The sequence below is a fragment of the Neorhizobium sp. IRS_2294 genome (assembly GCF_050500145.1).
Lineage (GTDB): Bacteria > Pseudomonadota > Alphaproteobacteria > Rhizobiales > Rhizobiaceae > Neorhizobium > Neorhizobium soli.
Genome location: NZ_CP191439.1, coordinates 2,590,588 through 2,609,741 on the forward strand (window position 1 = coordinate 2,590,588; position 19,154 = coordinate 2,609,741).

At 61.6% G+C, this 19,154-nt stretch carries 23 protein-coding genes; 17 read left to right on the plus strand and 6 right to left on the minus strand.

From position 1 onward, the window contains the following. Positions 1–56: 56 nt before the first annotated feature. Together ACQY1K_RS12510 and ACQY1K_RS12515 are read right to left on the minus strand one after the other, a co-directional pair. Positions 57–860: a nucleotidyltransferase family protein gene (locus ACQY1K_RS12510; RefSeq protein WP_062457812.1), complete on the minus strand. Its 804-nt coding sequence runs from the start codon at positions 858–860 to the stop codon at positions 57–59. 162 nt (positions 861–1,022) lie between these two features. Further along, the gene (locus ACQY1K_RS12515; RefSeq protein ID WP_162238003.1) at positions 1,023–1,259 is read right to left on the minus strand and encodes a hypothetical protein; all 237 of its coding nucleotides are present in this window, start codon (positions 1,257–1,259) and stop codon (positions 1,023–1,025) included. A gap of 134 nt (positions 1,260–1,393) precedes the next feature. Here ACQY1K_RS12515 and ACQY1K_RS12520 point away from each other — a divergent pair, with 134 nt between their 5' ends. Together ACQY1K_RS12520 and ACQY1K_RS12525 are read left to right on the plus strand one after the other, a co-directional pair. Beyond that, entirely contained in the window at positions 1,394–1,576 is a 183-nt protein-coding gene (locus ACQY1K_RS12520; protein ID WP_062582591.1) for a DUF3008 family protein, read from the plus strand. A gap of 81 nt (positions 1,577–1,657) precedes the next feature. Continuing rightward, a complete protein-coding gene (locus ACQY1K_RS12525) occupies positions 1,658–3,019 on the plus strand; it encodes an amidase (protein WP_430259006.1) in 1,362 nt (453 codons plus the stop codon). 24 nt (positions 3,020–3,043) lie between these two features. On the opposite strand, the gene ACQY1K_RS12530 is transcribed toward ACQY1K_RS12525, so the two are convergent. After that, entirely contained in the window at positions 3,044–4,057 is a 1,014-nt protein-coding gene (locus ACQY1K_RS12530) for a zinc-binding alcohol dehydrogenase family protein (protein ID WP_430251196.1), read from the minus strand. A 106-nt stretch (positions 4,058–4,163) separates the two neighbouring features. Between ACQY1K_RS12530 and ACQY1K_RS12535 the strand changes: the two genes are divergently transcribed. The 8 genes from ACQY1K_RS12535 (at position 4,164) to ACQY1K_RS12570 (ending at position 9,617) form a co-directional block, all read left to right on the plus strand. Continuing rightward, a complete protein-coding gene (locus ACQY1K_RS12535) occupies positions 4,164–4,553 on the plus strand; it encodes a winged helix-turn-helix transcriptional regulator (RefSeq protein WP_062455119.1) in 390 nt (129 codons plus the stop codon). Between the two features lie 113 nt (positions 4,554–4,666). Continuing rightward, positions 4,667–5,374: a hypothetical protein gene (locus ACQY1K_RS12540; protein WP_430257510.1), complete on the plus strand. Its 708-nt coding sequence runs from the start codon at positions 4,667–4,669 to the stop codon at positions 5,372–5,374. 126 nt (positions 5,375–5,500) lie between these two features. Beyond that, positions 5,501–6,262, plus strand: coding sequence for a glycosyltransferase family 2 protein (locus ACQY1K_RS12545; protein ID WP_430257511.1), 762 nt, complete (start codon positions 5,501–5,503; stop codon positions 6,260–6,262). Next, positions 6,259–6,915, plus strand: coding sequence for a hypothetical protein (locus ACQY1K_RS12550; RefSeq protein ID WP_184653832.1), 657 nt, complete (start codon positions 6,259–6,261; stop codon positions 6,913–6,915). Before ACQY1K_RS12545 ends, ACQY1K_RS12550 begins: the two co-directional genes overlap by 4 nt. 25 nt (positions 6,916–6,940) lie before the next feature. Next, a complete protein-coding gene (locus tag ACQY1K_RS12555; protein ID WP_184653833.1) occupies positions 6,941–7,600 on the plus strand; it encodes an HAD family hydrolase in 660 nt (219 codons plus the stop codon). Then, on the plus strand, positions 7,597–8,304 hold the full coding sequence (locus tag ACQY1K_RS12560) for a glycosyltransferase family 2 protein (RefSeq protein ID WP_430257512.1): 708 nt from the start codon (positions 7,597–7,599) through the stop codon (positions 8,302–8,304). The genes ACQY1K_RS12555 and ACQY1K_RS12560 overlap by 4 nt, the downstream gene beginning before the upstream one ends. 9 nt (positions 8,305–8,313) lie before the next feature. Continuing rightward, positions 8,314–8,643, plus strand: a complete 330-nt coding sequence (locus tag ACQY1K_RS12565) for a cupin domain-containing protein (RefSeq protein WP_430257513.1) — start codon at positions 8,314–8,316, stop codon at positions 8,641–8,643. 206 nt (positions 8,644–8,849) lie between these two features. Continuing rightward, a complete protein-coding gene (locus ACQY1K_RS12570) occupies positions 8,850–9,617 on the plus strand; it encodes a 2-keto-4-pentenoate hydratase (RefSeq protein WP_430257514.1) in 768 nt (255 codons plus the stop codon). A gap of 57 nt (positions 9,618–9,674) precedes the next feature. On the opposite strand, the gene ACQY1K_RS12575 is transcribed toward ACQY1K_RS12570, so the two are convergent. The 3 genes from ACQY1K_RS12575 to ACQY1K_RS12585 form a co-directional block, all read right to left on the minus strand. Then, complete coding sequence (locus ACQY1K_RS12575) at positions 9,675–10,301, minus strand: nuclear transport factor 2 family protein (RefSeq protein ID WP_430242732.1); 627 nt, start codon at positions 10,299–10,301, stop codon at positions 9,675–9,677. Between the two features lie 99 nt (positions 10,302–10,400). Next, positions 10,401–11,228 carry a bifunctional 5,10-methylenetetrahydrofolate dehydrogenase/5,10-methenyltetrahydrofolate cyclohydrolase gene (locus ACQY1K_RS12580; RefSeq protein ID WP_430257515.1) on the minus strand — a complete coding sequence of 276 codons (828 nt, stop codon included), beginning with the start codon at positions 11,226–11,228 and terminating at the stop codon, positions 10,401–10,403. Between the two features lie 9 nt (positions 11,229–11,237). Continuing rightward, positions 11,238–12,002, minus strand: coding sequence for an IclR family transcriptional regulator (locus ACQY1K_RS12585; RefSeq protein WP_430257516.1), 765 nt, complete (start codon positions 12,000–12,002; stop codon positions 11,238–11,240). Positions 12,003–12,132: 130 nt separating this feature from the next. Here ACQY1K_RS12585 and ACQY1K_RS12590 point away from each other — a divergent pair, with 130 nt between their 5' ends. Genes ACQY1K_RS12590 through ACQY1K_RS12620 form a run of 7 tightly spaced genes read left to right on the plus strand, consistent with a single transcriptional unit; the run spans position 12,133 to position 19,152 of the window. After that, a complete protein-coding gene (locus tag ACQY1K_RS12590; protein WP_430257517.1) occupies positions 12,133–12,933 on the plus strand; it encodes a creatininase family protein in 801 nt (266 codons plus the stop codon). Continuing rightward, positions 12,930–14,225 carry an amidohydrolase family protein gene (locus ACQY1K_RS12595; RefSeq protein WP_430257518.1) on the plus strand — a complete coding sequence of 432 codons (1,296 nt, stop codon included), beginning with the start codon at positions 12,930–12,932 and terminating at the stop codon, positions 14,223–14,225. Before ACQY1K_RS12590 ends, ACQY1K_RS12595 begins: the two co-directional genes overlap by 4 nt. Then, complete coding sequence (locus ACQY1K_RS12600; protein WP_430257519.1) at positions 14,222–15,613, plus strand: FAD-binding oxidoreductase; 1,392 nt, start codon at positions 14,222–14,224, stop codon at positions 15,611–15,613. The genes ACQY1K_RS12595 and ACQY1K_RS12600 overlap by 4 nt, the downstream gene beginning before the upstream one ends. Positions 15,614–15,629: 16 nt before the next feature. Further along, positions 15,630–16,211 carry an NAD(P)H-dependent oxidoreductase gene (locus tag ACQY1K_RS12605; RefSeq protein WP_430257520.1) on the plus strand — a complete coding sequence of 194 codons (582 nt, stop codon included), beginning with the start codon at positions 15,630–15,632 and terminating at the stop codon, positions 16,209–16,211. A gap of 34 nt (positions 16,212–16,245) precedes the next feature. Continuing rightward, complete coding sequence (locus ACQY1K_RS12610) at positions 16,246–17,046, plus strand: ABC transporter ATP-binding protein (RefSeq protein WP_430257521.1); 801 nt, start codon at positions 16,246–16,248, stop codon at positions 17,044–17,046. Between the two features lie 5 nt (positions 17,047–17,051). Continuing rightward, positions 17,052–17,936 carry an ABC transporter permease gene (locus ACQY1K_RS12615; protein WP_430257522.1) on the plus strand — a complete coding sequence of 295 codons (885 nt, stop codon included), beginning with the start codon at positions 17,052–17,054 and terminating at the stop codon, positions 17,934–17,936. Between the two features lie 46 nt (positions 17,937–17,982). Further along, positions 17,983–19,152 (plus strand): hypothetical protein, encoded by a 1,170-nt coding sequence (locus ACQY1K_RS12620; protein WP_430257523.1) that lies wholly within the window; start codon positions 17,983–17,985, stop codon positions 19,150–19,152. Positions 19,153–19,154 lie beyond the last annotated feature (2 nt).

Sequence of the window (19,154 nt, forward strand, 5' to 3'; positions counted from 1 at the left end):
GCCCTCAGGCTTCTTGCGATCGCTTTTCTGTTTTTCGGCAGCCTTGTCAGACTTGCTCATACCGGGCCTCCTTCCAAAGTTTTTTCATCGACGCCCGCGCGCAGTTCTCCCTCGCCACCGACGTCGGCAAAACCCCATTCCTTGACGTCGATCTCGAAATCGATGCGGCTGAACATGCGGCCACGGCAGACCTTCATCTGCGGCAGGGGCAGTTCGCGCTGCGCCTTCAGGCGGTCGAGAAGCTCGTCGAGCAGCCAATCAGGAACCTTGTCGCGCTCGGTCGGGTAGATCCAGCGGAAGTTGAGAAGGTGGATCAGCAGCACTTCCCAATGCACTTCCATATGGTTGAGCAGCCGCTCCCAGTCGATCTGGTCATGGGCGCGCAGGATCGTGTGGACGATGTCGCCGCCGTCGTAGCGGTGGCGAAGCTGGACGAAGCATTTCGACCAGATCAGCTCCGTCGGGGCGATAATACGGACCTTGTGGCCGTTCATCTCGATCTGTCTGGCATTCTCGAACCAGCTGTCGCTGATCGGCATCGTGCCGTTGGAGGCTGCAAAGATCACATCGAAGAAGTGCTTCCCCTTCTTCACCTTGCCCAGCCAGCGGTCGTCTTCGACCTCGATCTCGTATCCCTTCTGCTTGAAATGCGAGAGGATCCGGGCGTAGTCGCCGGCCTTGCAGAAGATATCGAGATCCTTGGTCTGACGGGTAATGCCGGTATAGGCGCTGAGCGCGAACGTGCCGGCCAGAAGGAACGGGATGTGGCAATCGACCAGATCCTCCAGCGCCACGGCAACGAAGGCCTCCGCATCGGCATCGGCCAGAAACGGCGCCGCCTTGACCTCGAGATCGGGCATTGCCTGGAGCGGATGGGGCGGCGTTTCTCGCGCCGCCGTCGGTGCGGGGGCGAGCCCATGGCGCTTTTCTACATCGGCATTCATCGGTTTTCTCCGAATGTCAGTGGGTAGCGGGAACAGCGCGTTTTCCCGCTGTTTCCCGCCTGAGCGTCAGGCTCAGCCTCACGGCTTTTCCTGGTTGTCCGCATTGGCCATCGGGCTTGGGCGTCCGTCCGGCTGGTCGCCGTCTTCGCGCTGGTCGATGTCTTCAAGATCGGTCTTGACCATGAAACGGTCGATTTCGCCGCGACGCGCGGCTTCGCGCACGGCTGCCGGGTTGGTCGTTTCCATCTGCTCGCTCAATTCGTCACGAACCGGTTCGCGCGCCTTGTCGTCTTCGTGCTTTTCGTTTTCCATCATGGTCTCCTTTGACGTCGTCAGGCCAGCAATGTGGCGAGCCGGTGGGGAAACCGCCGAGACGCTGCAGAGGTTCCGTGCTGTCGGGAACCGGGACACGGTTTGCCAAGTTTTAAGCGGAAACGAAGGAGGACGACATGCCGGCAAAATCAAGTGCGCAGCAAAAGGCAGCAGGCGCCGCGCTTTCCGCAAAGCGCGGCGAGACCAAGAAATCGGAACTGAAGGGTGCTTCGAAAAGCATGGAGAAGTCGATGAGCGAAAAGCAGCTCGACGAACTGGCCTCCACGAAACGCAAGGGAAAGCCGGAACACGCTTCCTGAAGCTGGAGCGGCAACGTCTTCTCCTTTTGCACGAATCCGTTACACCTCTGATCCCAGGTGAACGGATAAAGGATGAGCACTGTGACCAAGTCTTACGGATCGATGTCGATTGCCGAGCTTTCGACGCTTTTGCAGCTTGGCAAGGTTGATGCGGTTGAAGTGACCGAATCGGTCCTGTCGGCGATTGAATCCTATTCCGACAAGGCCGTGTTCGTGACGCTTCTGCGGGACCGTGCGCTTTCCGAAGCCCAAGCTGCGTCAAAGCGCCTGCGCGAAAATCGCTCGCTCGGCATTCTCGATGGTATCCCGATCGCCTGGAAGGACTTATTCGACATCGAAGGCCTTTCGACCACGGCAGGCTCGAGCGTGATGGCCAAAGATCCGGCGGCGACCAAGGATGCAGCGGTCGTCGATCTCCTGAAACAGGCCGGCATGGTCGCGATCGGCCGCACCAACATGAGCGAATTCGCATTTTCGGGCATCGGCATCAATCCGACCTACGGCACGCCGGAAAATCCGCGCTCGACAGACATGCCCCGCGTGCCGGGCGGATCCTCGTCAGGTGCTGGCGTGGCCGTGGCCGCTGGCCTCGTGCCGGTTGCCATGGGGACCGACACGGGCGGCTCGGTCCGCATCCCGGCTGCCTTCAACGGCGTCGTCGGCTACAAGGCAACCCGTGGGCGATATGCCATGGATGGCGTCTTTCCGCTGGCGAGAAGCCTGGATTCGCTGGGACCGCTTTGCAATACCGTGCAGGACGCCGTGTGGATCGACGCGGCAATGCGGGGTCTCGGCACACCGCTGACACCGCGAAAGCCCACGCAGCCGCTCGATATCGTCATCCCCACCAATGGTGTGTTCGACGGCGCCGAGCCGGGTGTGGTCGAGGCGTTCGAGGCAGCGATCGAGAGGCTGGCAGCAGGCGGTGCCCGCATCACCCGCCTCGCCTTCCCGTCCTTCGACGAGCTGCCGCAACTGATGGCGAAATACGGACCGATGGTGACGGCGGAAGCCTTTGCGCTCCATCGAGAACGACTGGCGGGTGCGGATGCTGGCGGAATGGACCCGCGCGTCGTTGCCCGCACCAGGCTTGGCGAAAAGACCACGACCGCCGACTATCTCGCAATCATCGATGCTCGCGCCCGGATGACGGCAGAGACCGAGGCACTGATCGCCGGTCGCCTCGTCGCCTTCCCCTCCGTCGCCCATGTGGCACCCGCCATTGCGCCATTGAAGGCCGACGACGAGGCGTTTTTCGCGGCCAACGGCAGGACGCTGCGCAATACCGGCTACGGCAATTTCCTCGACTGGTGCGGCGTGTCGATCCCCTGCGGAACCGGCGAAGCCGGCATGCCGGTCGGATTCCTCCTGTCGGCGGTTGCTCACGACGACGAGATGCTCCTCGCCGCCGCGATGGCAGCGGAAGAGGTGATCCGGGGCTGACCCCGGATCATTGTTTCGCAGGTCTCAGAACCCTTCGAGCACGATCTTGCCGCGGGCTTTGCCGCTTTCCAGCGTGGCATGCGCCTTCTTCAGGTTTTCCGCATTGATCGGGCTCATCACGTCGGTGACGGTGGTGCGGATCCGGCCGGCATCGATCAGTGCGGCGACTTGGTTCAGAAGCTCTCCCTGCTCGTCCATGTCGGCCGTTTCATAGATCGACCGGGTGAACATCAGCTCCCAATGCACAGAAAGAGCCTTGCGCTTGAAACCGGTGATGTCGAAGGTTTCCGGATCATCGATCAGCCCGAACCGACCCTGCGGCGCGATCAGTTCGATGATCTCTTTCGTATGACGTGGCGTTTCGGTCGTCGAGAAAACGAAACCGGGCGCGCCGATCCCGAGCGCCTTCACCTGTTCGGCGATCGGCTTGGAATGATCGATGACGTGATGGGCGCCCAGTTCCTTGACCCAGGCCTGGGTCTCCGGCCGTGACGCCGTCGCAATCACGGTGAGGTCGGTCAGAGCCCGGACAAGCTGGATGGCGATCGATCCGACACCGCCAGCACCACCGATGATGACGATCGCATTGGCTGCACCTGGAACCGGCTTTTCGATATCGAGCCGGTCGAACAGCATTTCCCAGGCGGTAATCGCCGTCAGCGGCAGGGCGGCCGCCTGCGCATTCGAGATCGACTTCGGCTTGTGGCCGACGATCCGCTCATCGACCAGATGAAACTCGCTGTTGGCGCCCTGCCGGATCAGCGAACCCGAATAGAACACTTCGTCGCCCGGCTTGAAGGCGGACACGTCATCGCCGACTTCGACCACCTCGCCCGCCACATCCCAGCCCAGCACCTTCCACTGGCCGTCTTCAGCCGAGACGTTCTTGCGGATCTTGTAATCGACCGGATTGACCGAAATCGCTTTCACCGCAACGAGAATATCCCGCCCCGTCGCCTTTGGCCGGTCCAGTTCGACATTTTCAAGCGCGTCGTCCCGATCAAGCGATCCGGCAGTTCTGTAGGCTATGGCTTTCATGGCGTTCTCCTTTGCTTGCAGAATTGATGTAGGCTTCATATGGCGCTATGATCATCCAATGCCAATACGCACAAAAACAGCCTATAGTGTCAAAAAGGATACCGTGATGGCCAAGGCCCACCATACCAGGTTCGACTGCAGCCCCGGCTGCTCGGTGGAAGCGGCGATCGGCCTGATCGACGGCAAGTGGAAGTCCGTCATCCTGTTTCATCTGTTGGACGGCACGCTGCGCTTCAACGAAATCCGCCGCCAGATTCCCGCCGTGACCCAGCGCATGCTGACCAACCAGCTACGCGAGCTGGAGGCGGACGGGTTGATCACTCGCAAGGTCTATGCGCAGGTGCCGCCCAAGGTGGAATACAGCCTCTCGCCGCTCGGCCTCACCATCAAACCGATCCTGACCGCGTTAAAGGCCTGGGGCGACGAGAATATCGGGCTCTACGGCAAGCCGAAACAGACCGCGACCGATGTGCAGGCGGCGTCGATTCCGGCCTGAAAGAGGGCCTGACCTGCTCCGCACCAGCTACGGGGACTATCGCAGAGAGACAGGATCGGCGGGGGCAAGACGTTGATCAGCGACTGCGATAATCGTTTCCATAGGGGGCAACGTTGAGACTTTCCGTACTGATCCGGGGCAACAATTACATCGAGAAGGACCGTTTCGGCCTGCCGATGGATGCGCGCAAGAACATCGACTCGATCATCGAGAACATTGTCGCGCCGGTGCGTGGAAGCAATCCCGATGCGAAAATCTACCTCGCCACCTATGACAGCCCGGCCCTGGCCGAGCTTCAGGATAAGCTTGGACCGTGCGAGCTGATCAAGCTGGATGCGCAGGGCAGCTCGCAGATCGAGACCTACAAGGAAGGCCTCAAGCACGTCTTCGCCCAAGACGAATACGATGCGCTCGCCGTGATCCGCTTCGACCTGCAGTTCAGGAAGAAGATCACGGACTGGAATGTCGATATCAGCCGCGACAGCATCTACTTTCCTTTCAAGGAATACAAATCCTACTGGCGTGACCACTGGCGCGTCGGCGACGCCGTGCATGTGATCGGCAAGAGCGCGATTTCACATTTCTACAATGCCATGATCATGAACCAGCTTTCGGGTCGCGCTCACCTGCATCTGATGTACTATTTCCTGCGCACCATGCACGCAAATCTGCGCTTCATCGAAGACGGCTACTTCGATTCCAACACGCTGTTTGCCAATCCGGAATGCGACAACCCGCTCTACAAGATCTTCAACCGGCCGCGACTGACCACGCCGTCGCCGTCGATGGGCATGCAGCTCGGCGAAATCCAGGCCGAATAGCCGGTTTCGCCCTCGCCCGCCGTCAGGCACTAACGCTGTGAGCGCCCTTTGCCAGCCTGGCACCAGCTTCAAGCTTTAAGGTTTCGGGCACTGGATCAACTGCAACATCTCTCTTGGATACCGCAGATGCTCAATATCGTCGTGCCAATGGCAGGTCATGGCAGCCGCTTTGCAAAAGCCGGCTACACGCTTCCAAAACCGCTTCTGCCCGTGCATGACGTCGCGATGATCCGCCTCGTGATCGAGAACCTGAAGCCAAAGGTCGAGCACCGCTTCATCTTCATCTGCCAGGCATCGCATGTCCGGGACTACGGTCTCGATGCCCATCTGCGCGAATGGGCGCCGGGTTGCGACATCTATCTGGTCGAGACCGTGACCGAGGGTGCTGCCCGCACGGTGCTTCTGGCCCGCGACGCGATCGACAACGGCGACCCGATGATGATCGCCAACTGCGATCAGTATGTCGATGTCGACATCAACGCCTACCTTGCCGCTGCAGACGGTCTGGATGGCCTGATCATGACCATGTCGGCGGACGATCCGAAGTGGAGCTTCGTCTCCTTCGGCGACAACGGCTTTATCGACAACGTCGTGGAAAAGCAGGTGATCTCCAACCACGCCACCGTCGGCATCTATAATTTCCGCAAAGGATCGGATTTCGTCGCCCATGCGGACCGCATGATCGAGCGCGACTTCCGCGTCAACGGCGAGTTCTATGTGGCGCCGGTCTACAATTTCATGATCGAGGATGGCATGAAGATCGGCTCCTATTCGATCGGCTCCGTCGACAAGGGCATGCACGGCCTTGGCATTCCAGATGACCTCGAAAGTTTCCGCAATCTGCCGCTGTCGCTGAGCGTCACGCAGTCGATCAAGGCGCCCGCATGATCCAGATCCTCAGCCATCGGGGATACTGGAAGTTTCCCGCGGAAAAGAACACGGTCGAGGCCTTCGTCCGGTCGTTCTCGCTCGGCTACGGCACCGAGACCGATGTGCGCGACTGCCTTATCGGCGGCAAGCCGCGGCTGGTCATCTCGCACGACATTCCTGATGGCACCGAAATCTCCTTCGCTTATCTTCTGAGCATTGCCAGACAGCACGGCTCTCCGACGCTGGCGCTCAATATCAAGGCCGACGGGCTTCATGACATGCTGGCCGAGGTCCTCGCCGCCGAAGGCTATGACAACTATTTCCTGTTCGACAGCTCGGTTCCGGACCTGATCCAGGGCGTCAAGCGCCGCATGACGTCGTTTACAAGACTAAGCGAATACGAGCGCGTTCCTTCACTCTACAACGAGCCCGGCATCACCGGTGTCTGGCTGGACAATTTCCTCCCCGGCCGCTGGTACGAAGCGCCGCTGGTCGAAAAACTGCTTGATGACGGCAAGCTGGTTGCGCTGGTCGCGCCCGACCTGCACCGCCGGAACGATGAATACGAACCCTTCCTCCACTGGCTGGTCTCGTCCGGCCTGCGGGATCGCGAAGGGTTGATGATCTGCACCGATTTTCCCGAGAAAGCCAAGGAACTGCTGCGGGTGTAGCGCAAACTCAAGCGCACGAGGTTTGATGACGATGATCAAGGCTGTAGTTTTTGACATGGATGGCGTGCTGATCGATGCCCGCGATTGGCACTATGAGGCGCTCAACAGCGCGCTGGAACTGTTCGGCTTCACCATTCCGCTGCACGAGCACCTGACCACGTTCGACGGCCTGCCGACCCGCACCAAGCTGCAGATGCTGACCGCCACCCGCGGTCTTCCGGAATCCCTGCACGGTTTCGTCAACGAGATGAAGCAGCGCTATACGACCGAGCTGATCCACACCAGATGCAAGCCGGTGTTTCGCCAGCAATACGCGCTCGCGCGCCTGCGCGGTGAAGGCTACCGCCTGGGCGTCGCCTCGAACTCCATCCGCAGCACCGTCAACCTGATGATGGCAAAGGCCGGCCTCGAGGACTATCTGGAATTCCAGCTCAGCAACGAAGACGTGAGCGTCGGCAAGCCCAGCCCCGAGATTTACCTGAAGGCCATCGATATCCTTGGCCTTGCGCCCGAGGAATGCCTGATCGTCGAGGACAACGACCACGGGATCCGGGCAGCGTGTGCTTCCGGTGCCCATGTCATGGTCGTCAACGATGTGTCCGAGGTGAACTACCAGTCGATCTGCAAGGCGATCGACAAGCTGCAGGCGTCGTTCGAACTTCCGGCCCTGCAGGTGGTCGCATGAACATCCTCATCCTGATGGCGGGCGAGCCCCGCATTCTCTCCTCCGAAAGCTTCCCGACCCCGCTGGTCGAGGTGGACGGCATGCCGCTGGTGCAGCGTCTTCTTGAGCAATGCGCACGGATCACCGGTCACCGGGTGATCATCGCGATGCAGGAAAAGGAACTGCGCCGCTACCATCTCGACGACGTCGTGCGGCTGATCGATCCGACAGCCGAGATCGTTGCCGTCAAGGACAAGACCCAGGGTGCTGCCTGCACTGCACTGCTTGCCGCCGGCAGCATCGACAACGACACACCGCTTCTGATCCTCAACGGCGACGAATTCCTGACCGTTCCGATGGAAACCATCATCGCCGATTTCAACCGGCGCCAGCTGGATGGCGGCACCGTCACCTTCCGGTCGGTGCATCCGCGCTATTCGTTCGTCCGGCTCGACGAGCGCCAGATGGTGGTCGAGGCGGCCGAAAAGCACCCGATCAGCGACAATGCGACGGCGGGCTTTTACTACTTCCGCAAAGGGTCCGATTTCGTCAAGGCAGCCAAGGCCGCGATCCGCAAGGACGCCCGGCACAACGACATGTTCTATGTCTGCCCGGTCTATAACGAGCTCGTCCTTGAGGACAAGAAGATCGGCGTCTACCCGATCGACGCGAAGGACTATCATCCGATCAAATCGGACCGCCAGCTGAGCGAACTGTCGATCTGAGAGGGCAAGATGAGCGAAACCTCCTATAATCTCGACGACATGATCGGCGGCTGGTTCGTCGGCGATTTCGATCCGAGCGTCGTCAAGACCGACGCGTTCGAAGTGGGCGTCAAGAGCTACAAGGCGGGCGATCGCGATGCCCGGCACTACCACAAGATCGCCCGGGAAATCACGCTCGTCGTCTCCGGCCGTATCCGCATGCTGGACAGGGAATGGGGCGAAGGCAGCCTGATCGTCATTGAGCCCGGCACGGTCAACGCGTTCGAAGCGCTGACGGACGCGACGCTGACGGTGGTGAAGATACCGAGCGCGAAGAACGACAAGTATCTCGTCGACTGACCAAGAATCCTGTCCTCTCAACGAACGATATCAGCAGGTTAAGTCGGCCTGCTGAACGGATACCTGCGCGCCGGGCCGGGATATTGCCCGCAAAGCCTTGACGGACGGCTCTGCGTTCGCGACGATCTCCACCCCGCTGAACCACAGCGAAACGCTGGCGAGAGCCCAAAAAAGCTCAGCCGCAAATCATTCGATCGGAGACATTCATGGCCGAACTCTCAACCCAGGCGTTCAATCCAGAAACGCTGGCCGAGAGCCTGATCACGCTGCGTAACGAAGGCCGCAAGGCGCCGTCCGCAAGCTTTGCCCTGCCCCAGGATCTGAGCGCCGGCATGGCGGCACAGAACGCCGTGGCACAGAGGATCGGCGCCAGCGCGAAGATGATCAAAGTCGCGATGTCAACGGACAAGCAGCCAGTCATTGCGCCACTGTTTCCCTATGTGGAGACGACCAGCGAAGCGAAGCTTCCCTATTCCCCCGGCACACGGTTCGAAGTCGAGATCGCCGTCAAGCTCGGCGCGGATCTGCCGGTAAGATCCGAAGCCTATACAAGGGCGGAAGTGCTGGACGCCGTGGCGGACGCCTATCTCGGCTCGGAACTGCTGGTCACCGCAGTCGAGGAAGGTGGCAGCGTTTCCTTCCCGCTCTACCTCGCCGACCGCATCGGCAATGGCGGCTATGCGCTCGGCCCGAAGGTCCCGAAGACGCTGATCGACACGGTCGGCGGGCTTGTCCTCAAGGTCACCCACGACAGCAGCCCGGTCTATGACGGACCAGTGGCCCATCCGGTCGGAGACGTGCTCGCCTGGCTGGTCGCCTATGCCAATGACGCCGCCCGTCCGGCCACATCACTCACGTCAGGCATGGCGGTGACGACAGGTGCGCTCTCGGGCGCAATGCCGCTGCCCGGCGCCGGACGCGTGGTGGTGGAACTCGAAGGCGGTTATCAGATGAGCGTCCTGCTCACGGCTTAACCGGAAATCTGCAGCACGCGACCCCAAGGCTCGCGTGCTGCCTTCACGACGTGAGGATCACGGGCAGGTGTTGACCGGTGCTGCCTTGACGATCGGGAAGCAGCCTTTCCACTGTTCGGTGCGGGCCGGCCACGGCGTCAGCGTCTTCGGGCTTTCCTCGAGCTGCAGCACGCCGAGCGCCTGCAGATCCTTCACCCGGCCGTCGAGATATTCCTTGATCACCGAAATCTTGCCGTCCTTGACATGGGCGATCCAGACATCGTTGACGACCTGGCGGTTGCCGCGCTGAAACGTGCGGAACTGCAGCTCCACCGCGATGCGGCCGGTCGTCGTATCGATGAAGAACGCGTCTTCCGGAAGGTAGATGCTGGTATCCTTGGCCGCCTTGCAGAACGTGTCGAGGTCGGCGAGCATCTTGTCACGGCCGGTGATGCTGCTGGTCGGATAGGAAAAGGCAACGTCCTCGGTGACAGCATTCTTCAAGAGTTCGGCGTTGCAGGACGCCCAGGCGGATGCGAGGTCGAAGACCAGGTTCTCCATGGCGGCACGCGCGGGATCGGTGGACGGCGTGCCCGCGAAGGTGACACCGGGACGGATGTCCGCCGCCTGAGCTGCACCGACGGAGGCGACGACGAGAGCGGCGGAAAGCGTTTTCAGCACGAAGCTGCGAAGATGAGAGGTCATTATGAGTTCCCCGTTTTGTTCGTTTATCGAACTTGTGTTCGGATATGAGTAGAAAAGCGCAAAACCTGGTGCAGTGCAATATCACCTTACTGATTTCCGTCAGGACGATCCGAGCGCTGCATCCGCGACATTGCGCATCAGGCAGGCCGTTGTCACCGGTCCGATACCATCGGGCACATGCGTTACCGTGACGTTGCGACCCCCAACCGCGTCGAGATCGACATCGCCGACAAGTCCGCCCGGACCGCGATTGATCGAGACATCGAGAACGATCGCTCCATCGCGAAGATGCTCCGACCCGATCAACCCGGCAACGCCCGCCGCGGTGACGACGATATCGGCGCGTCGCGTATGAGCCGCCAGATCCCGTGTCGCCGCATGCGCGATCGTCACGGTCGCCTCGGCGTCCAGCAGCATGCTGGCAAGTGGTCGCCCGACGATCCGCGACGCCCCGACCAGCACGATCTCACGCCCTTTGAGCGAACCGGCCAGCGCCTGCGCCATCAGGAGACAGGCCTTCGCCGTCGCCGGCGGACGTGTTACGGCGCCGAGCGCGAGATCACCCGCATTGAGGGGGTGCAGCCCGTCCACATCCTTGTCCGGCCCGATCAGAAGCGCAGCCGTGCGGGCATGCATGCCGGCCGGCAACGGGTAAAGCGTCGCAACCGCATCGATTTCGTCCCGAGCGGCCAGTTCTTCCAGTCGAGCCGTGAGCCTCACTACGTCTGACGGATAAGCTTCGAGCTGCAGGTCTATGCCGACCTCCTGCGCACTGGCCTTCTGGCGACGCGCATAGGCGGCCATGCCGGGGTTGCCATCATCGAGCAGCACGACGCAGCGAACCGCGCGGCCGCTTGCCGAAATGCGCCGGCGTGTTTCGGAATTGATCCCGGCTGCAATTTCGAACCCTGTTACGATCTCAAGCATGTGACTTCCCTAGAGTGTGGAGCCGATCTGCCCGGCGCAGACCTTCAGCCGTGAAGCCATTTCGGAAAGCGCCGCCTCGTCATACTGTCCATGCTCGAAGATGATCGACACGGCACCGACGACCTCGCCGATGCCGGGGTGAAACACGGGAGCCGCCAGCGACGCAACGCCGCTGACATATTCGCTGTCGGTCAGCGCGTAGCCGCGCTTGCGGATCTGTTTCAGCGCCTCCTCCAGACGATCCCGGTGGGTCTCGGTCTGGTCGGTATGGGCTGAGAAGGCGGCACTATCGAGGATCGCATCCAGCCGGACGGTATCGAGGAATGCGAGGATCGCACGCCCCGAAGCCGTCGGCAGCAACGGCACCCGCGTGCCGGTCGTGACGCGGTTCAGCGTGAATTTCGACGGTAGGAACGCATGGGCGACATAAACGGCATCCGTCTCGTCCAGCATCGCATAGGACACGGACTCGCCGACCTCCTGCGCCGCATTGCGCAGCACCGACTGGATGATCTGCGGAATGCCCCGGCCCTCGATGAAGCCCTGGCTCAGCCGCAGCACGTGCGGGGTCAGCTCGTAGCGGCCGCGATCGCAGGCGAGATAACCGAGCTGTTCCAGCGTCCGCACCAGCCGCCGTGCGACAGCACGGTTGAGCTGGACCTTGTCGGCAATCTCGGTGATCGTGATAGCGCGATCCTTCGCATCGAAGGCAAGCAGGACAGCAAGACCCTTGGCGAAGGTCAGCGACACTTCCTTGTCGTTTTCGTCCAGCACCGGCTCTCCTTCCAGATCCGAGGTTAAACCCGTGTCTGCCTATCTTTTCCGCATCGCAACATTTTTCACCTTGACGAACCGGTAGCATGGGTTACGATTAACGAACAATTGCTCGATAAGCGAACAAACCATGTCGTTTCAGTTTTGGCAAGACCTCAAGACCACCGATTTCGCAGCCATCGACAAAGGTCGCGCTGTCGCGGTCCTGCCTGTCGGCGCGACGGAGCAGCACGGCCCGCACCTGCCGCTGGCGACCGACAGCATCCTGGCTGAGCGCATGGCAATCGAGGCAGCGCCGCTCGCCAAGGATGCAGACGTCTACATCCTTCCGACCATCGCTTACGCGAAATCCGACGAGCACCTGTCCTTTCCTGGAACGCTCACGCTCGATGCCGCGACGCTTCTGGCAACCCTCACCCAGATTGGTCACGGCGTCGCTCGCGCCGGCTTTCGCAAGCTGGTGTTTCTGAATGCCCATGGCGGCAACGTTCCGGTTCTCCAGATCGCCGCAAGAAGCCTGCGGCTGGAAACGGAGCTGTTCGTGGTGTCGGCAGGATGGATCTCGATGGGCTTCCCGCCAGGCCTCGTCTCACCGCTCGAACAGCGCGACGGCATCCATGGCGGACTGGTCGAAACCGCGGCCATGCTGCATTTCCGGCCGGATCTGGTCGACATGAACGAAGCCCGCAATTTCGTGCCGGCCTCTGCGGCCATTACCGACAACAACGAGGTCCTGCGCCTGCTCGGCCCGATCAGCGCCGGCTGGGTCGCGGAGGATCTGCACCCGGCAGGCGTCGCCGGCGATGCCGCATCCGCAACGCCTGATATCGGCGCCGTCATCGTGGCCCATGCGGCAATCCGCTACGCCAAGCTATTGGACGAGGTCGCAGCGCATCCGGGCATGGCAGCCATCGGGACACAGCCGCTATGAGCGCCGTGATACCGCCCTTCGGCGACGCGCCGCTCACCATCCGCAATCTTCGCGCACCGGCAGCGCTGGTCGATGGCCTTCCCCACCACGCAGCAGACACCCGCAGCGGCCTCGTCACCTTCGACGTGACGATCCGCGACGGCCGTTTCCATGCGCCAACCTCAAGTGAACGCGATTGGGATGCGCAGGGCCGCCTCGCTTTGCCCGGCTTCATCGACATGCACGTCCATCTCGACAAGGCGTTCACGTCCGAGCGAACCGGCTTTTCCGACAACGGCCTTGCCGGCGCGGTCGAACTTGCAATGGCCGACGCGCCCGACCGGACGGTCGAGGATATCGTGGAGCGCATGGACCGCGCACTCGTGAGAGCCGAACAGCACGGCACCTTGGCGCTGCGCACCCATCTCGATACGTTCGAGGAACCCGAAAACAGCCCCGCCTGGATTGCCTTCAGCGAAATCCAGTCTGCCTGGAAGCACCGGCTGACCCTGCAGGCCGTGGCGCTGATGGCATTGTTTCGGGTGGAGCAGGACGATTTCGATCGTCGCTGCACCCAGATCGCCAAGCGCGGCGGCGTGCTTGGCGCCTTTATCGGACCGGGCAGCGCCACGCCGGAGCGGATCGAGCGGCTGTTTCTTGCAGCCGAAAGACATGGACTGGACCTCGATCTTCACGTGGACGAAACGACGGACGCGTCCGCTGACGGCCTGTCACTCGTCGTCGAGACGGCCCTGCGGCACCGGTTTGCCGGGCGTATCGTCGCCGGACATTGCTGCGCGCTTGCTCTGAAAGACGAAACCGAATCGCAGGCCCTGATATCCGGCATTGCCGAAGCCGGAATCCATGTCGTGGCGCTGCCGCTCACCAACGGCTTCCTGCAGGACCGCAAGGCCGGCCGCACGCCGCGGCTTCGCGGCCTTGCCCCGGTCACGGAACTGCGCGCCGCCGGCGTCAACGTCGCCTTCGCCTCGGACAATGTGCAGGACGCATTCTACCCCTACGGCGATTTCGACATGCTGGATGTGATGCGCCAGGCGCAATTCCTCGGCCAGCTCGAAAGCGATCCCGCCGGCTGGGCCACCGCCTGCCATGCGGGACCGGCAGCCGCCATTGGTCTCGGAAATGCAGGCGCGATCCGCGCCTGCGGACCGGCGGATGCCATCATCTTCGAAGCGACCGGCTGGACCGACCTCTTCTCCCGCACCAACACCGCCCGCACTGTTTTGCGCAACGGCAAACCCTTCGGTGCTGCCACTGCCGAGGCAGTCCGGATCGAACGGAGGCGCGCGTGACGGCAGATCTGGAAACCTGCCGGGCAGCGCTCGCCCGGTTCGACATCGACGACAACCCGCGCACGGTGCAGCAGAAAAGCCGGGACTTCTACTGGTACAGCCCGGTCCTGAAAGATCTTCTGCAAGACGTCTGCGGCGATCTGGTGGTTGCTCCCCGCAGCGAAGCCGAGGTGATCGAGATCCTTTCGATCTGCCACCGATGCAACGTGCCCGTCACCGTCAGGGGTGCCGGAACAGGCAATTACGGCCAGTCCATGCCGCTACAGGGTGGCGTTATCATGCATATGAAGCATATGAACCGCATCGGTCGCATCGGCGACGATCATCTCGTTGCGCAAGCCGGCGCTGTCATGGCGGAGCTCGAACAGGCGGCACGCGAAAAGGGCCTGGAAATCCGCCTGTTTCCTTCCACCACGGCAACCGCAACCCTCGGCGGTTTCATCGCCGGGGGATCGAGCGGTGTCGGCGCCATTCGCTGGGGCGGCCTGCGCAATCCCGCCAACATCCGCCGCCTGCGTCTCGTGACGATGGAGGCAGAGCCCCGCGTCCTCGACCTTGTCGGCGACGACATCGCCAAGGCGGCGCACGCCTACGGCGTCAACGGCGTCATCACCGAAATCGAGATCCCGATCGATCCCGCCGGAGACTGGGTCGACGTGCTGATCGGCGTCCCCGAGTTTGCAGCAGCGAACCGCCTTGCCTTTCGTCTCGGTGAAGATGACGCGATCAGCCTGCGTATGCTCTCTACCTTCGAAAGCGCCATCCCCGATCGATACTTCACCCGGCATGCACCTTTTCTGAAATCCGACGAGGCCCTGATTGCCGTCATGGTCGCAAGGCAGGATCTCGATACGCTAGTGACCGCAGTCGACGATACCGCCGGCGCCGCCATCCGCTTCCGCGCCGACCGGGATGGTGCCGGAATGCGCCTGCCGCCAGCCTATGAGCTCGCCTGGAACCACACAACGCTGCGAGCGATCAAGATCGATCCGTCGATCACCTACCTGCAGATGATGCTGCCGCAGGACGATCTCTACGACGCGATCGACCGCATTGCCGAGACATTCGGCGACGAGCTGATACTGCATTTCGAATTCACTCGGTTTTCCGGCAAGGTCGCCGCCGTCGCCATGCCGCTGCTGCGCTATGAAAGCGCTGAGCGGCTCGAAGAGGTAGTCGAGATCCTGGAAACACGGCTGGGCGTCACCGTGTTCAACCCGCATCGGGTGACGCTGGAGGAAGGCGGCATGAAGCGCACAGATCCGGCCCAGCTCGAATTCAAGCGCCAGACGGATCCGAAGGGCCTGCTCAACCCCGGCAAGATGATCGCCTGGACGCATCCTGACTGGGTCCCCGCTCCCGGCCGCATCTTCCTTTTCAACCGATAACGAGAATTTTGGACCGATGAAGGTACATGTCATTTACGCCCACCCGCTGAAGGAAAGCCTCGCCTCGCGTCTGCACGATACGGTCGTTGAGAGCCTGCTCGAGGCGGGGCATACGGTGGACGACCTGGATCTTTATGCCGAAGGGTTCGACCCGGTTCTGTCGGCGGAGGATCGGCGCGACTATCACGACCTTTCCATCAATCGCAGCCGCGTCGCGCCCTATGTCGACCGGCTGATGTCCTGCGATGCGCTGGTTCTTTGCCATCCAGTCTGGAATTTCGGCTGGCCGGCGATCCTCAAAGGTTATTTCGACCGGGTGTTTCTGCCCGACGTGTCGTTCAAGCTGCAGGACGGACAGCTTTCGCCGGGCCTTACCAATATCCGCAAGCTCGCGACCGTCACCACCTACGGCTCGAAACGCTGGCGTGCGATGGTTCTCGGCGATCCGCCACGCCGCAACGCCACCCGCTTCCTGCGCGTCGTCTGCAATCCGCGGGTCAAGGTGAAATATCACGCGCTCTACGATATCAACAACGTCACCAATGAGCGCACGGAGGCCTTCATCGAGCAGGTCCGCATGTCCATGCTGCGGTTTTGAGAGACGGGTCTGAGATGAGAAAAGGGGATTTGTCATGACGGGATCGCCGACAGTCACCGCCACCGAAATTGGTGCACGTCCCCATCCGACCCTGCCCGGCGGCAATGCCGTGGTGTTCGAAAAGGTCTCGATGACGTTCCCGGATGGAACGGAAGCGCTCTCCGATGTCGACCTTGCCATCGGCCATGGCGAGTTCGTGTCGATCGTCGGCCCGTCCGGCTGCGGGAAATCGACACTGCTGCGGATCGCGAGCGGCTTGTCGAGCCACAGTTCCGGCGATGTCTGGGTTGATCGGCAACAGCTCGGCTACACGTTCCAGGACGCGACCCTGCTGCCATGGCGGCGCGTGCAGGGGAATGTCGAACTGCTGATGGAGCTGCGCGGTTACCCAGCCGCGAAGCGCCGCGAAGTCGCGAAGGAAAAGATCGAGCTGGTCGGCCTTTCCGGCTTCGAGGCCCATTATCCGCGAAGGCTTTCCGGCGGCATGCGGATGCGCGCCTCGCTGGCACGGTCGCTCGCGCTCAATCCCAACGTCTTCATGTTCGACGAACCCTTCGGCGCGCTCGACGAGATCACCCGCGAACGGCTGAACGACGAGGTGATCGACCTTCACTGCCGCGAAGGTTTCACCGGCATCTTCGTCACCCATTCCATTCCCGAGGCCGTCTACATGTCGAGCAAGGTCGTGGTGATGTCGCGCCGTCCGGGCCGGATCATCGATACGTTCGACATCGGCTTTCCCTTCCCGCGCCAGCCGGACCTGCGTTACGAGCCGGAATTCTCGAAACTGTGCGGAGCGGTATCGCGTGCCCTTCGCCATGCCATAGAGGCCTGAGCGCCATGTCGGATCCTATTGTCGCCGCTTACAAATCCCCGCCGCTGAAGGCCCAGGTCGAGCGCTACAGTCCCGTCCCGCTTGCACCGGCGCCGAGCGTCGTCCGCCGTCTCGTGTTGAGCTTCGCACCGCCTCTCATCCTCGGCATCCTGATCGTCGCAGCCTACGCCCTGATCCGGGCCGACCTTCCAGCGCATCGCCAGTTCCTGATGCCGAGTGCGGAGGGCCTGTGGAGCCAGGCATTCGGCATTGCAGCCTTCCGCTCTGAGCTGCTGATGCGGGCGCTGACCACGATCTCCATCGCCATCACGGGACTTGCGGTGTCGATTCCCGTCGGCATCATGCTCGGCATCGTCATGTTCCGCGTCTATGCGCTGGAAAAAGCCGTCTTCCCCTATCTCGTGGCGCTGCAGTCGATCCCGATCATGGCGATCATTCCGCTGATCCAGAGCGCCCTCGGCTTCGGCTTTATGCCCAAGGTGCTGATCGTCGCGCTGTTCACCTTCTTCGCCATTCCAACGACGCTGCTGCTCGGCCTCAAAAGCGTCGACCGCAACATTCTCGAATTGTTCAAGCTGCAGAATGCCTCCTGGTGGGTGATGCTGCGCAAGGCCGCGCTGCCGTCTGCCGCGCCGACGCTGTTTGCGGGCTTGAGGATTTCCGGAAGTCTCGCCGTCATCGCCGCGATCGTTTCGGAACTGTTCTTCCTGTCCGGCAAGGGAGGCCTCGGCCAGCTGCTGATGAACGCCAAGATCGATTTCAAATACGAGCAGATGTATGCCGCGCTGATCGTCGCCTCTGCCCTGTCGATCACCGTCTACCTGTCCTTCAACTGGCTCGGCAACAGGCTGTTTGCGCATTGGCACGAATCGAGCGACAGGCAACGCTGACACCGCCGCTGAACTGACCTAGAAAAAAGCAATCAGGGGAACAAACATGACAAATAAACTGACTGCCACACTGACCACCGCAGTGGCGATCGCCACGTTCGCAACGGCCTTGTCTACAAATGGCGCGACCGCCGGCGAGTTCGCCAAGAGCCGCTACACGACGCCGCTCGCCGATGTCTGCCCCAGCCCGTTCATCATCCAGAAGGACTGGCTGGCCCAGGCCGAGCAAGGTCCCCTCTATCAGCTGATCGGCTCGGGCGGAGAGATGACGTCGGGACAGTATACCGGCCCGCTGGGCTCGACCGGCATTGACCTCACCATCCTCGAAGGTGGCGGCGGGCTTGGCATGGGCGATGGCGAGACCGCTTATTCGGCGCTCTACATGGGCAATTCCAAGGCCGGCGTCACGCCGCATCTCGGCTATCAGGAACTGGACAACGCCTTCATCTTCTCCAAGCGCTTCCCCGTTGTTGGCGTCATGGCGCCGCTCGATATCGCGCCGACTGTTCTCCTGTGGGACAAGGCCACCTACCCTGACGGCTTCAAGTCGATCGCCGATCTCAAGACCTTTGCAGAGAGCGGCAAGGGCAAGATCTACGTCTCGACCACCAAGCGCACCTTCGGCCTCTACCTCGTCGAGCAGGGCATTCCCGCAGACGTGTTCGTCGAGGGCTATCGCGGTGACGGCGAGAATTTCGTCACCAACAACGGCACATGGCTGAACCAGGGTTTTGTCACCAGCGAAGTCTACAAGTTCGAGCACGGCAACAACTGGGGCAAGCCGATCGGCTACCTCAACATGAACGACCTCGGCTATCGCAACTACACCGGCATGCTCTCCGTCGCGACGGCTAGAATGGAAGAGCTTGCACCGTGCCTCGCAAAGCTCGTCCCGCTTCTGCAGCAAGCAACTGCCGACTATGCCAGGGATCCGGCCGAGGCAAACAAGGTGATCGTCGACTTCAACGCTGCCGGTCACGCTGCCAGCTGGTGGAAGACCGCGCCGGAGCTGATGGCCTATGCCGCAAAGACGATGGTCGACACCGGCATTATCGGCAACGGCCCCAACGCGACGATCGGCGATTTCGACATGGACCGCGTCGCCGAGATGCTCAAACTGGTCAAGCCGCGTTTCGACGAGCGCGCCGACCCGGATGTGAAGCCGGATCAGGTCGTCACCAACCGCTTCATCGATCCCTCGATCGGGCTGAAATGAGC

Coding starts and splice junctions, on each gene's coding strand:
- ACQY1K_RS12510 (WP_062457812.1), bottom strand. CDS start 860: ATGCCCGATCTCGAGGTCAAGGCGGCGCCGTTTCTGGCCGATGCCGAT.
- ACQY1K_RS12515 (WP_162238003.1), bottom strand. CDS start 1,259: ATGATGGAAAACGAAAAGCACGAAGACGACAAGGCGCGCGAACCGGTT.
- ACQY1K_RS12520 (WP_062582591.1), top strand. CDS start 1,394: ATGCCGGCAAAATCAAGTGCGCAGCAAAAGGCAGCAGGCGCCGCGCTT.
- ACQY1K_RS12530 (WP_430251196.1), bottom strand. CDS start 4,057: ATGAAAGCCATAGCCTACAGAACTGCCGGATCGCTTGATCGGGACGAC.
- ACQY1K_RS12535 (WP_062455119.1), top strand. CDS start 4,164: ATGGCCAAGGCCCACCATACCAGGTTCGACTGCAGCCCCGGCTGCTCG.
- ACQY1K_RS12545 (WP_430257511.1), top strand. CDS start 5,501: ATGCTCAATATCGTCGTGCCAATGGCAGGTCATGGCAGCCGCTTTGCA.
- ACQY1K_RS12550 (WP_184653832.1), top strand. CDS start 6,259: ATGATCCAGATCCTCAGCCATCGGGGATACTGGAAGTTTCCCGCGGAA.
- ACQY1K_RS12555 (WP_184653833.1), top strand. CDS start 6,941: ATGACGATGATCAAGGCTGTAGTTTTTGACATGGATGGCGTGCTGATC.
- ACQY1K_RS12560 (WP_430257512.1), top strand. CDS start 7,597: ATGAACATCCTCATCCTGATGGCGGGCGAGCCCCGCATTCTCTCCTCC.
- ACQY1K_RS12565 (WP_430257513.1), top strand. CDS start 8,314: ATGAGCGAAACCTCCTATAATCTCGACGACATGATCGGCGGCTGGTTC.
- ACQY1K_RS12570 (WP_430257514.1), top strand. CDS start 8,850: ATGGCCGAACTCTCAACCCAGGCGTTCAATCCAGAAACGCTGGCCGAG.
- ACQY1K_RS12575 (WP_430242732.1), bottom strand. CDS start 10,301: ATGACCTCTCATCTTCGCAGCTTCGTGCTGAAAACGCTTTCCGCCGCT.
- ACQY1K_RS12580 (WP_430257515.1), bottom strand. CDS start 11,228: ATGCTTGAGATCGTAACAGGGTTCGAAATTGCAGCCGGGATCAATTCC.
- ACQY1K_RS12590 (WP_430257517.1), top strand. CDS start 12,133: ATGTCGTTTCAGTTTTGGCAAGACCTCAAGACCACCGATTTCGCAGCC.
- ACQY1K_RS12595 (WP_430257518.1), top strand. CDS start 12,930: ATGAGCGCCGTGATACCGCCCTTCGGCGACGCGCCGCTCACCATCCGC.
- ACQY1K_RS12605 (WP_430257520.1), top strand. CDS start 15,630: ATGAAGGTACATGTCATTTACGCCCACCCGCTGAAGGAAAGCCTCGCC.
- ACQY1K_RS12610 (WP_430257521.1), top strand. CDS start 16,246: ATGACGGGATCGCCGACAGTCACCGCCACCGAAATTGGTGCACGTCCC.
- ACQY1K_RS12615 (WP_430257522.1), top strand. CDS start 17,052: ATGTCGGATCCTATTGTCGCCGCTTACAAATCCCCGCCGCTGAAGGCC.
- ACQY1K_RS12620 (WP_430257523.1), top strand. CDS start 17,983: ATGACAAATAAACTGACTGCCACACTGACCACCGCAGTGGCGATCGCC.